Here is a 14846-nt window from a genome sequence, read left to right on the forward strand (position 1 = left end):
GTCTTAGATTTTTCGGGTTCTGCGCACCGCCCCCAAAGCAGGCACGATGGAACCGGGCACCCCCCTACCGGGAAGCCACCTTCCACTGACTGTCATAAAGTGCATAAACCGCCCTGTCAAAGCTCTTGCTAAGAGCCTTCCTAGTCGAACTGTTGCTCCTCTGCACCACCGCCAGCCTGTCAAAATCCGACAGCTCTGTTCCCGAAATCACCAGCATCGTCGGACTCACATACGCCGTATCATACCACTCCCCATTCAGCTTCATCTGACTGGACGGCGTAAAATTCGTCCCCTGAATATAATAAGTCCAATCCGAATCCGACACAAGCCTGATCGAATCAAGGGTCACATCATAAAGCCCCATCTTCATCTTCGTCCGCGCAAACGGATTCTCTCCGCCATAAGCATATCTCTTGCCATAAAGCACATCATACTGCAACGTCTCCAGATCCACCTGATAATTCTTGGTATTCCTTCTCGCCTGATGATACTTCATAATGGTACCCTCATGAATTCCAACCCGATCCAGCACCTCCGCCGCGATCTGGTAAGAAGCCAGATTCTCATCCTTCTTGGTCAGTCCCATATTATCCCAGATCACATACTCCGTCTGGAACAGATACTTATTCTCAAGATCCTCAACCGTAAGTCCCATGGTCGGCAAATGATCCCCATACATTACCAGAATCACATCCTCCGGATAATCTGCCAGAGCATCTGTCAGCTCCTTTACAAACTGATCCATCTCATGAATCTGATTTACATAATACTCCCACTTGCAGTCCAGCTCTTCCGTAGGAGACCCGGACACGGTAATGGCAGGATTATCCAGAATCGGCTCACTGGGGTAATCTCCATGTCCCTGCACGGAGATTGTATATACATAATCCGGTTCTTCTGTGGAATCCAGACATTTCAAGATTTCATCTGTCAAAATGCTATCCTTTACCCAGCCAAGTGGATTCTGCAGATTTTCATTTTCCATGTACTCCTCCGAGGTAAAGGTATCAAACCCCAGATTCGGAAAAACAGATCGTCTGCCATAGAAATTTGCTTCATTGTTATGTACCGCATGAGTAGAATATCCAAGATTCTTCAAAACATAAGGAACGCTCTCACAGGTAGTCTCTTTGAGTATACTCTTATAAGGATACTCACCAGGACCAAAATAATGAAGACTCATTCCCGTAATTGTTTCAAATTCCGTATTTGCAGTACCTGCTCCAACAGCCGGCACCTTATAATATCCGGAAGAATATTCCTTCATCAGCTTCCTGAAATTGGGAATCGGATCCTCAGAAATATTCAGATAATTTACCAATGTAGGATCAAAGAAGGATTCCAGCTGAAGAAACAGAATATTCGGTCTTTTTCCATCTTCCTTGGTTTCCGGAAGATTGGACTCTGTCTTCTCAATTCGCTTAATTTCTTCCTCTGAGTAATCTCTTGGCTGACTGATACCCGTATTAAAAATAGTAGTTGCCAGACAATAAGGATATCCATAATCTTCATAAGCAAAGGCAATATTTCCAAAATAATTGGACAGTACTCTTTTTTCAAGAGCCAGCTGGGTTATGCCTCCAAAAGCCACCGCACCGACAACAATCATAGGAATCACATACCGATACTTAATCTTCTGCTGATACTTCGGTCCCTTTATAAAAAGAATCAGAAGCGCAAAAAGCACAAGCCCGATAATAATACATCCGATTACCACTCCGTAAAACGGAAGATACTTCTGCATGATCGCAATTCCATCTGTAAGCATATGCAGATCCGGACCCGTAAACGGAGTTACACGGTTTAACAGCAAAATACAGTTTACAATACCGAGAAACAACCAGAAAACAGAAACCACCACCCGCCAGAAAACACGCCTGTGAAACAGGTACACGATCAGCATGGTAGTAAAAATAAATGCCGTATTATAAGCAAACACCAACGGTTTTCCCGTCATATAATTCCAGGCATCTGCTATAGAATGGCGGCACAGTGCTTCTATGATAAAATAGAGCACTGCGCACCAGAGAGCCTGGAGAATCAGGGAAATCTTATTGCAAAATTTGCTCAGCTTCATCCAAATTCTCCTTTTTATCACTTCAGCTGCTCAAGCTGTGTGTTAACCTTATCCTTCATCTCTTTATACTTCGCAAGCTTCTCCTTCTCTGCATCAACCTTTGCAGCCGGAGCCTTATTTACAAAGTTCGGGTTATTCAGCATACCCTCGCAGCGGGCAATTTCCTTGGCCAGTCTCTCCTGCTCCTTTGTCAGTCTCTCAAGCTCTTTTTCCTTGTCAACAAGGTCCTCAAGAGGCATGTAAACAACGGCATTGGAAACAACAACGGAAACTGCATCCTCGCCAATTCCTGCCTTATCCTGCTGAACATGGATTTCTTTTGCAAAAGCAAGATTTACGAAAGACTTCTTGCTGTTCTCATACATCTGGCAGATTGCGTCATCTTTTCCAACAATGATCAGATGAGTCTTTCTGTTCTGCGGAACATTCATGCTGGTTCTTGTATTACGGATGCCTCTTACAACCTCCTGGAAGCTTCCGATTGCAAGCTCAGCCTCCGGAGAATTCCACTCGTCCTTGTAAACCGGCCAGTCAGAGATCATAATGGACTCTTCCTCCGGAAGCAGGGTGCAGTAGATTTCCTCAGTGATGAACGGCATAAACGGATGAAGAAGCTTCAGTCCCTGAGTCAGTGCAGTGCGAAGTGTCCACAGAGCCTCGTTTGCTGCCTTCGGATCTTCTTCAGCTTTCCACAGACGAACCTTGGCGATCTCGATGTACCAGTCACAAAGCTCATCCCACAGGAAGTCATAGATCTTCTGAACTGCAATACCCAGCTCATATTTCTCCATGTTGTCGGTTACTTCTTTGATTACATTGTTCAATCTGGAAAGGATCCACTTGTCCTCATAGCAAAGAGAAGCGCTCTCGGGCTCTGTTACGGTCTTTCCTTCCAGGTTCATCAGAACGAAACGGGAAGCATTCCAGATCTTATTTGCAAAGTTACGGCTGGACTCTACACGCTCCCAGTAGAAACGCATGTCATTTCCAGGTGCATTTCCGGTCATCAGGGTAAGACGAAGGGCATCTGCGCCGTACTTGTCGATTACTTCAAGAGGATCAATACCGTTTCCAAGAGATTTACTCATCTTGCGGCCCTGAGAATCTCTTACAAGACCGTGGATCAGTACATGATGGAACGGTGTCTTGCCTGTCTGCTCAAGCGCAGAGAATACCATACGGATAACCCAGAAGAAAATAATATCATATCCGGTTACCAGCACATCTGTCGGGTAGAAATACTCCAGCTCCGGTGTCTTGTCTGGCCAGCCAAGTGTGGAAAATGGCCACAGTGCAGAGCTGAACCAGGTGTCCAGAGTGTCCTCATCCTGATGAAGATGTGTGCATCCGCATTTCGGGCATTTCTTTGGCATTTCTCTTGCAACAACCGTCTCACCGCACTCATCGCAGTAGTAAGCCGGGATTCTGTGTCCCCACCACAGCTGACGGGAAATACACCAGTCACGGATATTCTCCAGCCAGTGAAGATAAGTCTTGTCAAAACGCTCCGGAACGAATTTCAGGTCGCCGTCCTCAAGAGTCTTGATCGCAGCCTTTGCCATCTCGTCCATCTTTACAAACCACTGAGGTTTGATCATCGGCTCTACAGTTGCATGGCAGCGGTCATGTGTTCCAACGCTGTGATTGTGAGGAACCACCTTAACCAGAAGGCCAAGCTTGTCCAGATCCTCTACCATGGCTTTTCTTGCCTCGTAGCGGTCCATGCCTGCGTATTTTCCGCCAAGTTCATTGATGGTAGCATCATCGTTCATGATGTTGATTTCCGGAAGGTTGTGTCTCTTTCCAACCTCAAAGTCGTTAGGGTCGTGTGCCGGAGTGATCTTTACGCATCCGGTTCCGAATTCCTTGTCAACATACTCGTCTGCAATTACCGGGATCTCTCTGTCTGTGAGAGGAAGCTTCAGCATTTTGCCTACGATGTCTTTGTAGCGCTCATCATCCGGGTTTACTGCAACTGCAGTATCTCCAAGAAGTGTCTCTGGACGGGTAGTTGCGATCTCTACGAATTTGCCCTCTTCTCCAACAACCGGGTAGTTGATGTGCCAGAAGAATCCGTCCTGATCCTCATGCTCAACCTCTGCATCGGAAATGGAGGTCTGGCATACCGGACACCAGTTGATGATACGGGATCCCTTGTAGATGTATCCTTTTTCATATAATTTGATGAAAACTTCCTGAACAGCCTTGGAGCAGCCCTCGTCCATAGTGAAACGTTCTCTCTCCCAGTCTGCGGAAGCACCAAGCTTCTTCAGCTGGTTGATGATCTTTCCGCCGTACTCTTCTTTCCACTCCCATGCATATTCCAGGAATTTCTCACGGCCGATCTCAGCCTTGTCGATGCCTTCTTTTTTCAGCTTCTCGGTAACCTTAACCTCTGTAGCGATGGCTGCATGGTCGGTTCCCGGCTGCCACAGTGCTTCATAGCCCTGCATTCTCTTGAAACGGATGAGAATGTCCTGCATGGTCTCATCTAAGGCATGTCCCATATGCAGCTGGCCGGTTACGTTTGGCGGCGGCATAACAATGGTAAATGGTTTCTTGTCAGGGTTTACTTTTGCATGAAAATATCCGTTGTCCATCCATTTCTGGTAAAGACGTTCCTCAATTCCTTTTGGATCATAGGTCTTTGCAAGTTCTTTGCTCATGATTTTCCTCCTAAAAAATAACGCCCTCCACACAAACTGTGTGAAGGGCGAAGTTAACGCGGTACCACCTTCATTATGTGCATCTGCCCGGCATGGCTCTTCTGAAAAATATCCATACCCGGTCTCTTTCACATATCTCTTTCCCATAACGCTGGAATTGCGTGAAAACCTACTGCAGTAAACCTCCGGTTCTATATCTGCACATGCTGTCCGGTCAATGCTTAGCTGCTCATTCAGTTCCCCGGCTCCAAAGCTACCTTCAGCGAATGCGAATCTCGAAATGTCTTCCACCACAGGCTTCCCCGGACATTTCTCTCTGGGAGGACATACGCTTACTCCTCTTCTTCAATGCCTTTAGCTGCGGCTGTCATACTTTCCAATGTATCATCTGAAAAAAGCCGCTTCTTTTATGGCTATAACTATAATTGTAATTTTTCCACTTGTCAAGCATATTTCCGAAACTTTACAATTACAAAATTTATACCAAAGCCTCATGGAAATATCAAAGAATGCCTTAGAGCATGTTTGAAAAAGGCTCAGGCTGCACTTTATTCCACACTCTTCAACGATTCTACCATATTAATGGTTTTCAGCTTAAAGTGCATAACTGCATTTACCACAGCTGAAAATACACTGGTCAGAATTCCTCCATATACAAAACTCATTGGCTTTATATTTCTTCCGAACATGACAGCATCCACCTCCACGGTAGTGATCACATATCTGTGAAGCAGGATTCCAAACACAGCTCCAAATACAATTCCAAGAGCTGTAAGGATCACATTTTCCCGTAACACATACTGCGAAACCTCTCCATCATAGAAGCCAAGGACCTTCAAGGTTGCAAGCTCTCTTTGCCGTTCTGTAATATTAATATTATTCAGATTGTACAACACTACAAAAGCAAGCATTCCGGCTGAAACGATCAATACCAGTATTACCACATCCAAAGTACTCAGCATACGGTCAACCTGCGCGGAAAGACTGCTTGTATAGCTGATGCTAAGAGCAGCCGGACAGGTAAGAAGCTCTGTTCCCACTTTTTCCAGCGAATCCTTATCCTCTGCCTTCACAGTGAATACAATATTCTCATAATCCGGTTTTTCCTTAAAGGTCTGTTCATAAACAAGAGGTGTCATATAAAGATAATGGCTCATATAGTTTTCGGTAACTACTGCCACCTTTACTGTATATTTTTTTCCTGCCTTTTCCAATGTGATCGTATCTCCCACCTTCAGATTCAACAGGTTCGCTGTTTTCTCTGAAATGGCAGCCCCCTCATCTGTAAGCTCATACTTTTCTCCGGTAATACGATTCTGCAGGGTTACATCCTTTGCAAACTCGTCCAGACTTTCTGGCACAAACAGATAAATGCTGATATTGGAATTTCCCTTAGGCGCACTGATTTTTGTCATCTGTACCCGGTTGCAATGTGCAATCTCATTATTATTTTTTACAAAATCCAGAAGCTCCTCTTTTTCCTTTTCTGTGGAATCCTCATCCTCTATAATCATTCCTGTGTAGTGCTGGAGATCCCTGTACTGGATCGCAGCAATGTCACTGATAGAATCCTGAATTCCAAATCCCACCAGCATCAGCCCCATGCTTCCGGCAATTCCAAATACCGTCATAATCAGACGTTTCTTATAACGGAAAAGATTTCGAATAGTAGATTTCCAGGAAAAGCTTAGATGCTTCCATATAAATGTAATTCGCTCCAGAAGCACCCTTTTTCCTTCCTTTGGTGCAGGAGGACGCATTAGGGATGCGGGAGTTTCCTGAAGCTCCTTTGTGCATGCAAAAAGGGTAGCCCCAACAGTACATACAATAGAAGCCCCAGAAGCAATCAGCGCAAAGCCCAGCTGATAATCAATGGAAATCGTATTTGAAACATTGTGATACATGATTCCATATGCAGTTATGATGACATATGGAATAATCTTCTCTCCAAGCAGCATTCCCATAATACTTCCGCCCACTGTTGCCAGCAGTGCATAACAAATGTATTTGGCTGCAATAGCCAGCTTCCCGTAGCCAAGAGCTTTTAAAGTACCAATTTGAGTTCGCTGTTCCTCTACCATTCGGGTCATAGTGGTAAGACTGATCAGAGCTGCTACCAGAAAGAAGATCACCGGGAAAACCTGACCAATACTTTTCAGACGATCTGCATTATCTCCGTAATCTGAATATTCCGGAAGATCCTCACGGTCTGTAACCATCCATTCCGGCTCTTTAAGCTCATCCAGCTCTTTCCTTGCATCCGCCAGCTTCTGTTCGTTTTCTGCAATCTCATCTTCCGCACCTTTTTTGGAGGTTTCGTACTCTTTCCTGCCGTCTTTAAGCTCCTTCTCTCCTTTTTTCAGATCCTCTGCCGCATTCTGAAGCTTCTTTTCATTCTCAGCAATTTCATTTTCACCATCTGTCAGCTTTTTTTCATTCTCAGTGATTTCTTTCTCTCCGGACACCAGCTTTGCTTCATTTTCTGCAATTTGCTGCTGACCGGATTTATACTGTGCAAGGCCGGAAGCATATTGCTGCTCATTTGCACTTAGTTCTGACACACTGGCATCCAGCTTCGCCTGACCTTCTGCAATGGTCTTTGTATTTTCATCAATTTCCTGCTGGGCACTGTTTAACTGAGCCTTTGCAGCTTCCAGCTGCGCCTGACCATCCAAAAGCTCTTTCTCTCCGGCTTCTGTCTCTGCCTTTGATGCTGCCAAAGTGCTTTCCTGCTGCTTCAGCTCCTCCCAGCCTGCAGCCAGCTGTGCCTGGCCTTCTGCAAGCTGACTTAATCCTTCATTTAGCTCAGTTTCCTTCTGCGAAATCTGAGAAAATCCTTCTTCTACAGCTGCAAGACCACTTTCCAGCTCACTTCTTGATGCTATAAGCTGCTGCCTGTTCGCCTCCAGGGACGCTGTGTTTTCATCGATCTGACTTTGTGCAGCAGCTGCCTGACTCTCCAGTTCAGACACCTGTGCTGCCAGGCTGTCCCTTTCTTCCTGCGAAATCGCCTCGTTTTCAAGAGCAGCATTATACTGTTCCTGTGCTGCTGACAGCTGACTTTGCAGCTGAGCCAGCTGGCCTTTTGCTCCTTCAAGAGCAGTTAATCCCTCCTGAAGCTTAGTCTCCCCTTCGGATACCTGTAAAAGCCCGGCCTCAAGCTGCTGCTTCTGCTCATTTAGCTGAGCCTTGGTGCCATCAAGCTGCTCCTGCCCGGCTGTAAGCTCCGCTTTTGACTGATCAAGCTGAGTTTGTTTCTCATTTAGAGTCTGCTTTGCTTGTGCCAGCTGAGCTTCGCCATCTGCAATCTGCTTCTTCGCTTCTTCTAATTTGGCCGCATTTTCCTCCAGCGTCTTCTGATTTGCCTCTGCTTCAGCAAAACCGCTCTCTACCTCAGCCTTTGCCTTAGTAAGCTTATCTTGTCCCTCCAGAAGTTCTGCCTTTGCTGCATTCACCTGATTCCAGCCCGCATCCAGCTGATTTCTGGCGCTATCAAGCTGACTTTTACTGGAAGTAAGCTGGTTTCTGGCATCTGCAAGCTGATTTTTTCCGTCTGTCAGCTGGCTTTTGGCATCTGCAAGCTGACTTTTTCCATCTGCGATTTCTTTCTTCGCATCCTCCAGCTGCTTTTTGCCCTCTTCATATTCCTTTTTACCATCCGCCAGCTCCTTCTCCCCCTGCTCCAGCTGTTCTCTGGCATCTGCAAGCTTCTCATCTGCTTCTTTTTTTCCATCATCCAGCTTCTTCTGGGCATCATCGATTTCTTTCTGGGCATCTGCTTTCACTGAAGCCAGACGGATGGCACAGCGGTCATCTGCAATATTCTCCACCTTATCCTTAATTCTTGCAATCAGGTTCTCGTAGCCGTCTGTATAGCTGGTAAGCGCCTTTGCCCCATGGGCAAGCACGTAGATCTGCGTGTAAATCTCCCGGTCAAAATTGTCCGGAAGTACATAACCAAATCCATTAACCTCACCTGTTCCAATAGTCGTATTTCCTCTGTTAAAGGAAATATAAAGAGGACTTCTTCCTGTTCCCACTACCGTATATTCTGTATTTATAAGAAGAGAACTGTCTTTCCCCTCGCGCAGAGTCATTTTATCGCCAATCTGATATCCATTGGCAGACGCAAAGGTTCCGTCCAGAAAGAGCTCCCCTTCTTTTTCTGGAAGGCGTCCTTCCTGGACATCAAGCCTGTTCACGGTCTCATTTACAGACTCAATATGAAGCACCTTCTGCGTCTGACCTTCCCCGCACATTACATCTGTGGACCAGGCTCCCTCGGCTGCTTCTATGCCATCTATATTCTTAAGTGTTTCCACATCATCTTCCGTAAGCCCCATAGTTCCTACAACCTTAATGTCCATCAGACAGCTCTCGTCATAATAGGCATCACCGGAATAGCGCATATCCGGAGAGGAGGCCTGAATACCTGAAAAGAAGGCAACTCCAAGGGCTACGATCAGAAGGATGGAAATGAATCTTGACTTACTCCTTCGGATTTCCATCCAGAATTCTTTTCTAAGTGCTTTCATTCGTTCACCTACCACTCAATTTCTTCTACCGGAGTTGGATGGTCATTCAGTGTCATCTGTGCTACCTTGCCATTCTTAATTCGGATGACACGGTCTGCCATAGGAGTTAACGCAGAGTTGTGGGTAATAACAACCACAGTCATCCCTTTCTGACGGCACATATCCTGCAAAAGTCCCAGAATTGCCTTACCGGTCTGATAGTCAAGCGCACCTGTTGGTTCATCGCAAAGAAGCATCTTTGGATTCTTGGCAAGAGCTCTTGCTATGGAAACTCTCTGCTGCTCTCCGCCTGACAGCTGTGCCGGAAAGTTCCCAAGTCTGTCCTTCAATCCCACTTCTTCCAAAACGGTTTTCGGATCCATAGGGTTCTTACATATCTGCCCTGCCAGTTCCACATTCTCAAGCGCAGTCAGGTTCGGCACCAGATTATAAAACTGGAAGACAAAGCCAATATCATCTCTTCGGTAGCTGGTCAGCTGGCGGTTATTATACTTGGCAATGTTTTTCCCATCTACCCAGACCTTGCCACTGGTGGCAGTATCCATTCCTCCGAGAATATTCAGAACGGTTGTCTTGCCGGCACCACTTGGACCTACGATCACGGCAAACTCGCCCTTGGAAATGTTAAAGCTGATCTCATCTACCGCTATGATTTTTACTTCCTTTGTTCCATATATTTTAGATACTTTTTCAAGCTGAATATAATTTTCGTTGGTATCCTGCAATTTATCACGCTCCTGTTTCCGATTTTTCTGATGTTTTGAATAAACATCTTATTATATTTAGTATAGCATTGCCCTATTTTTTGTTCAATCTAAAAATATGTGAAATTTCTCTATTGACTATGCGCAATCTCCTCGTATACGAAAGGAAGAGCGGTTTCCCGCTCTTCCTTTCATTCTCTATGCGTACCTCTTATTACCTGAATTCCTCGACTGTCTATCATTTCACAGATCTTTGTCATTCTCGGACATTCCTTTTTATCATCCATAAGACGGCACACACCTACGTGTACAGTTTTAACCTCTTCACTTACAAGCCGGTCCAGCTTTTCCAGGATTCCTTTATCCTCTTCCGGTTCTGAAGGATTATCACCCTTGCAGCCGTTGCAGGTAAGCATGGCTGCAAGTATGGTATCCTCAGCATACTTTGCAAAGAAATCCTTTCTCTGCCAAAAGGAGGACAGACACCCCACCCTGGCACAGACATCATTAGAGTGAAGACAGGTAAGTATTCCTATTTTTTCCATTTTTTCACCAAAGCATCGTCACAAAAATAAAATATGCATTTTTCCCAGGCTGTCGTAAGCCACTTCTGCGTCTACCTTGTAGATTTTCTTAATCATTTCAGGAGTAAGCACTTCTGCTGGTGTGCCGCAGGCTTCCAGGACCCCATCCTTCAGAATATAAATCCTGTCGCAGTATGCAGCTGCAATATTCAGGTCATGAATTGCAGAAATCACGGTTACATCCAACGTTTTTACCAGCTCCATCAGCATAATCTGGTGAGTAATATCCAAATGATTGGTGGGCTCATCCAGAATCAGTGCAGGGGTCTGCTGTGCAAGGGCACGGGCGAGAATGACTCTCTGCTGTTCGCCTCCAGACAATGTAGAAAAGCTTCTGTCCGCAAACTGCTCCATCTGAACCCTTTGCAAAGCTTCCTCTACAATCTGATAATCCTTTGCATTATCTCGTTCCAGTGCCTTTTTGTGGGGAGCGCGTCCCATGAGAACAACCTCCCGCACGCTAAAATCAAAATTATAATAGTTGTGCTGGGCTACCACTGCCATTTTCTTTGCAGAGCTTTTTGCATTCATGGAATAAAGCTCATCCCCATCCAGATAAACAGCCCCTGAATCAGCCTTCAGTACACGGTATATACACTTCAAAAGAGTGGATTTCCCACTTCCGTTTGGTCCAATGATCCCAACCAGTTCTTTATTTCCACTATCAACAGAAATCCCCTTCAAAATCTGCCTGGTATGAAAACCAACCCGAATATCTTCTGTTGTTATTCTCATTTTCTTCCTCCAAAGCCATAGGATTTTTTCACCAGCAGATAAATAAAGCAAGGCGCACCGATAATAGAGACCAAAACTCCAAGAGGCATTTCAGAATTTTTCAGGATCACGCGGCATGCCACATCGCACCAGATCAGAAAGGAGGCTCCAAGAAGTGCGCCAAGTGGAATGAGGCGGCTGTGATCTGTTCCGAAAAGGATCCGCACAACATGAGGGATCACAAGTCCAACAAAACCGATAACTCCGGCACAGTATACCGCAAATCCGATCATTACAGAAGCTACCACCAGATATACTGTTCTTAATCTGTGCAGGTCTGTTCCAAGGGTAATAGATACCTCATCCCCCAGAAGCATCAGGTTCAGGCTTCGATATTGTGTAAGGAAAAGCAGAACGCACACCAGTGTAACCGGCATCATCGCACTCACTCTCGCCCAGCTTGCCCCTGCAAGGCTTCCCATGTTCCACTTCATAACCTCTGTAGCAGCGTTTTTATCATTTGTGATGTAAATTACAAAATTTGAAAAAGCAGAGCATACCGCACTAATGGCCATTCCGGCAAGAATCAGCTTGGCAGACGTTGCCTTTCCACCCATGTTTGCAATAGCGATAACTGCAAATGATGTAAGCATAGCTCCCATAAATGCACAGATTCCCACAGAGTTTCCGCCAAGAAAGCTTCCTATGCCAAGCATGATTGCAAGGGTTGCCCCAAGAGAGGCACCGGAAGAAATTCCAAGCACATAGGGATCTGCAAGAGGATTCTGCACGATTGCCTGCATCACCACTCCGCACACGGAAAGTGCCATTCCGATTGCCAGTGCAAGCAGCACCCTTGGAAGACGGATCAGCCACACCACATCATGTATTGCCCCTTCTCCATAAGCGGCCAGACTTTTGATGTGAAAAAGCTTATATAAAATCACACTGTATACATCCTTCAAAGACAGGTCTGCATTTCCAAAGGTAACTGCTGCAAGCACGGAAAACACCAGAAACAGTATCAGAAAAATAAGCACTGCCGCATACATAGATGTGCGGACAACCTTTTCTTTTTTCACTGTTGTTTCCTCACTTAGTCAATTGCTGCGTCTGGATATAAGCCCTTTGCAAAGGTTTCGATTCCATCCTGGGTACGTGTTGCACTTGCATACATCTCGCTGAGCATGATTGGGTAAACACGACCGTTCTTTACCGCATCAAGGCTCTGAAGAGCTTCATCCTCCTGGATAACTGCCAGCTGGCTGTCCATAACACTCTGTGGATCATCTCCTGCATATGGCATGTAAACGACGAAAATAACATCCGGGTTAGCTGCGATAATGTCTTCCTTTCCAACTGTGGAAGCATCCGGGTTTGCAAGTGTTGCACCAAGCTGTGTAACCATATCTCCGCCAAGGCTGCTTGCGCCGTAGTTTGTAATGTTCTCTCCTAATGGCTCAAGAACCATAACGGTTGGTTTCTCTTCAGCGTCCTTTGTTGCCTCAAGAGTGTTGTTGATTACATCTTTAATGTTGTCTACGATTGCTTCTGCTTTGTCCTGAACATCGAAGATTTTACCAAGGTTCAGAATATCTGTATACTCGTTCTCAAGAGTTCTAGCTCCGCCAGGGCGTGTATTGGAGTTGTAATAAGTGTTGCAGCCTTTGTCAATCCAATTTGTTACATTTCCAAGGTTCTTGTCTGAAAACAGGGAACTCCAGGAAAGGATCATGTCAGGCTCAAGCATGGTTACAGTTTCAAGGGATGGGGTAAATTCATCAAGATAATTTGTTTTGGAGAATGCTTCTTTAAGATCGTCCGGAACTTCGTTATCAAGACCTGCTGTTGCTACAAGGCGATCCTCAAGTCCAAGGGAGAGCATAGTCTCAATACTTCCCTGATATACAGCAATAACTTTTTCCGGTGCTTTTTCATAGGTAGTTTCGATTTCGTTTCCGTCATAATCATAGGTAGTGATGGTCAGCGGATACTCGGTTTTGGTACCTTCCTCTGCTGTACCCTCTGCTTCCTCTGCGCTCTCTTCGGCGTCAGCTGCCGGCTGGTTGTCTTCCTTGATAGTCTGGGCGTCTGCACGCTCTGCGGCATAAACAACCGGGCTTACAGATACAGACAAAGCTGCTGCCATTGCAAGTGCCATGATTCTTCTTGTTAATTCTTTGTTTTTCATTTGTTTTTCCTCTCTTTTCGTTTGTTTTGTAACCGAAAAGATGGGGCTTCAAAAAAGCTGTCATTACGGCAGCTAAAAGGGATACTTTTAACGGAAGCTCCTTCTTACTTTGCCAAGCAGGTTTCCTGACTTACAGGTTATAATAGTGTTCCCCGCCTTCTCGCATATAAGTATGCAATGGCATTTTGAAGTACACCTTCCTGCTTACAGTGGCCGCAACCGTCCAGGCTCTTACCCTGGTTCCCTCTAGCAGCATTTCCAAAGCTTATAAAAAGTCTCCGGCATGCTGTTCACTTAACAAAATTCAATTACTTTGTAATTTTAGCACACCTGTCTTTTAAATACAATAAAAAAGCGCTGCTGTCTAATTAAAAACAGCAGCGCTTCAAATGGTCAGTAAATTAGTACAGATAATCTTTATTTACATAGCCATACATCATAAGACCGGTGGAATATACATACCAGTACTGGGAGTTACTGGAGTCGATCACCACTACGGTGTCACCGGTATAAAGCTCTCCGATCTCATTGGATTCATCATAGCTCATGGCAGAGCGAAGTGCCAGATAACCCTTGGATACACTGACAGACTTGGTAGCGAATGTACTGCCGCCTACCAGGTAGTCTTTGTTCACGAAACCGTTCATATCATATTTCGGAGAATATACATACCAGTACTTCGGATCACTTGTCTCCAGAAGCTGGACTACATCTCCGGTGTAAAGCTCTCCGATCTCATTGGAAGCATCATAAGCCTTCATATTGCGAAGTGCCAGGTAACCCTTGGCTACGCTGACCATTCTGGTCTCACCGAAATAGCTGGTTCCCGCATCCATATCTTCATTTGTATACAGATATTCCTGATTTACAAAACCATAACAGTTCAGCTTCGGTGAGTATACATACCAGTACGTAGAATCGCTGCTGTCGCAAACCCACACATTATCGCCGGAATACAGCTTGCCAATTTCATTGGCAGAGTCATAGCATGCTGCATTACGGAGTGCCAGATAGCCTTTCTCCACACTTACGGTCCACATGGTATCATAAGCCGATACTGAAGAAGAAATAGAATTGAGATAATCGTTATTCACATAACCAAAGGTATCATACTTCGGTGAGTATACATACCAGTAGCCGGTGGCACCTGTATAATCCATCACCTCTACCAGATCTCCATTGTAAAGCTCTCCAATCTCATTTCTGCTGTCAAAGGCTGTATCTGTACGAAGAGCCAAATAGCCCTTGGCTACATTTACCTGATAGGTATTACAGGATGCCTCTGCTTTCTTTGGCATTCCGAAAATGGAAAATGTAATGGCTGCCGCGGTAAGAACGGGTAAATACAATTTCTTCATCTTTGTCATAGTAAAAT

At 45.3% G+C, this 14846-nt stretch carries 9 protein-coding genes and 1 riboswitch; all 9 genes read right to left on the reverse strand.

What is annotated here, in order from left to right; genetic code table 11:
- Positions 1 to 64: 64 nt before the first annotated feature.
- Complete coding sequence (locus DWZ38_RS04780; protein ID WP_021925734.1) at positions 65 to 2077, reverse strand: LTA synthase family protein; 2013 nt, start codon at positions 2075 to 2077, stop codon at positions 65 to 67.
- A gap of 17 nt (positions 2078 to 2094) precedes the next feature.
- Positions 2095 to 4743 carry a valine--tRNA ligase gene (locus tag DWZ38_RS04785; RefSeq protein WP_117850550.1) on the reverse strand — a complete coding sequence of 883 codons (2649 nt, stop codon included), beginning with the start codon at positions 4741 to 4743 and terminating at the stop codon, positions 2095 to 2097.
- Positions 4744 to 5291: 548 nt separating this feature from the next.
- Entirely contained in the window at positions 5292 to 9278 is a 3987-nt protein-coding gene (locus DWZ38_RS04790) for an FtsX-like permease family protein (RefSeq protein WP_117850552.1), read from the reverse strand.
- Between the two features lie 8 nt (positions 9279 to 9286).
- Positions 9287 to 10003, reverse strand: coding sequence for an ABC transporter ATP-binding protein (locus DWZ38_RS04795; RefSeq protein ID WP_021925731.1), 717 nt, complete (start codon positions 10001 to 10003; stop codon positions 9287 to 9289).
- 170 nt (positions 10004 to 10173) lie between these two features.
- A complete protein-coding gene (locus tag DWZ38_RS04800; RefSeq protein WP_117850555.1) occupies positions 10174 to 10527 on the reverse strand; it encodes a CGGC domain-containing protein in 354 nt (117 codons plus the stop codon).
- Positions 10528 to 10545: 18 nt separating this feature from the next.
- On the reverse strand, positions 10546 to 11301 hold the full coding sequence (locus tag DWZ38_RS04805) for an ABC transporter ATP-binding protein (protein WP_021924730.1): 756 nt from the start codon (positions 11299 to 11301) through the stop codon (positions 10546 to 10548).
- Positions 11298 to 12362 carry an iron ABC transporter permease gene (locus tag DWZ38_RS04810; protein WP_021924731.1) on the reverse strand — a complete coding sequence of 355 codons (1065 nt, stop codon included), beginning with the start codon at positions 12360 to 12362 and terminating at the stop codon, positions 11298 to 11300. Before DWZ38_RS04810 ends, DWZ38_RS04805 begins: the two co-directional genes overlap by 4 nt.
- Positions 12363 to 12376: 14 nt before the next feature.
- On the reverse strand, positions 12377 to 13471 hold the full coding sequence (locus tag DWZ38_RS04815; protein ID WP_117850558.1) for an ABC transporter substrate-binding protein: 1095 nt from the start codon (positions 13469 to 13471) through the stop codon (positions 12377 to 12379).
- A 97-nt stretch (positions 13472 to 13568) separates the two neighbouring features.
- Positions 13569 to 13755, reverse strand: a riboswitch (cobalamin riboswitch).
- A 117-nt stretch (positions 13756 to 13872) separates the two neighbouring features.
- Positions 13873 to 14838, reverse strand: a complete 966-nt coding sequence (locus tag DWZ38_RS04820; protein WP_117850560.1) for a hypothetical protein — start codon at positions 14836 to 14838, stop codon at positions 13873 to 13875.
- Between the last annotated feature and the right edge of the window lie 8 nt (positions 14839 to 14846).

The organism is Ruminococcus sp. AF31-8BH (assembly GCF_003460605.1).
GTDB classification, from domain to species: domain Bacteria; phylum Bacillota; class Clostridia; order Lachnospirales; family Lachnospiraceae; genus Blautia_A; species Blautia_A acetigignens.

Excerpts from the sequence above, each read along its gene's own strand:
- DWZ38_RS04780 (WP_021925734.1), bottom strand. The coding sequence starts at position 2,077 with ATGAAGCTGAGCAAATTTTGCAATAAGATTTCCCTGATTCTCCAGGCT.
- DWZ38_RS04785 (WP_117850550.1), bottom strand. The coding sequence starts at position 4,743 with ATGAGCAAAGAACTTGCAAAGACCTATGATCCAAAAGGAATTGAGGAA.
- DWZ38_RS04790 (WP_117850552.1), bottom strand. The coding sequence starts at position 9,278 with ATGAAAGCACTTAGAAAAGAATTCTGGATGGAAATCCGAAGGAGTAAG.
- DWZ38_RS04800 (WP_117850555.1), bottom strand. The coding sequence starts at position 10,527 with ATGGAAAAAATAGGAATACTTACCTGTCTTCACTCTAATGATGTCTGT.
- DWZ38_RS04805 (WP_021924730.1), bottom strand. The coding sequence starts at position 11,301 with ATGAGAATAACAACAGAAGATATTCGGGTTGGTTTTCATACCAGGCAG.
- DWZ38_RS04815 (WP_117850558.1), bottom strand. The coding sequence starts at position 13,471 with ATGAAAAACAAAGAATTAACAAGAAGAATCATGGCACTTGCAATGGCA.
- DWZ38_RS04820 (WP_117850560.1), bottom strand. The coding sequence starts at position 14,838 with ATGACAAAGATGAAGAAATTGTATTTACCCGTTCTTACCGCGGCAGCC.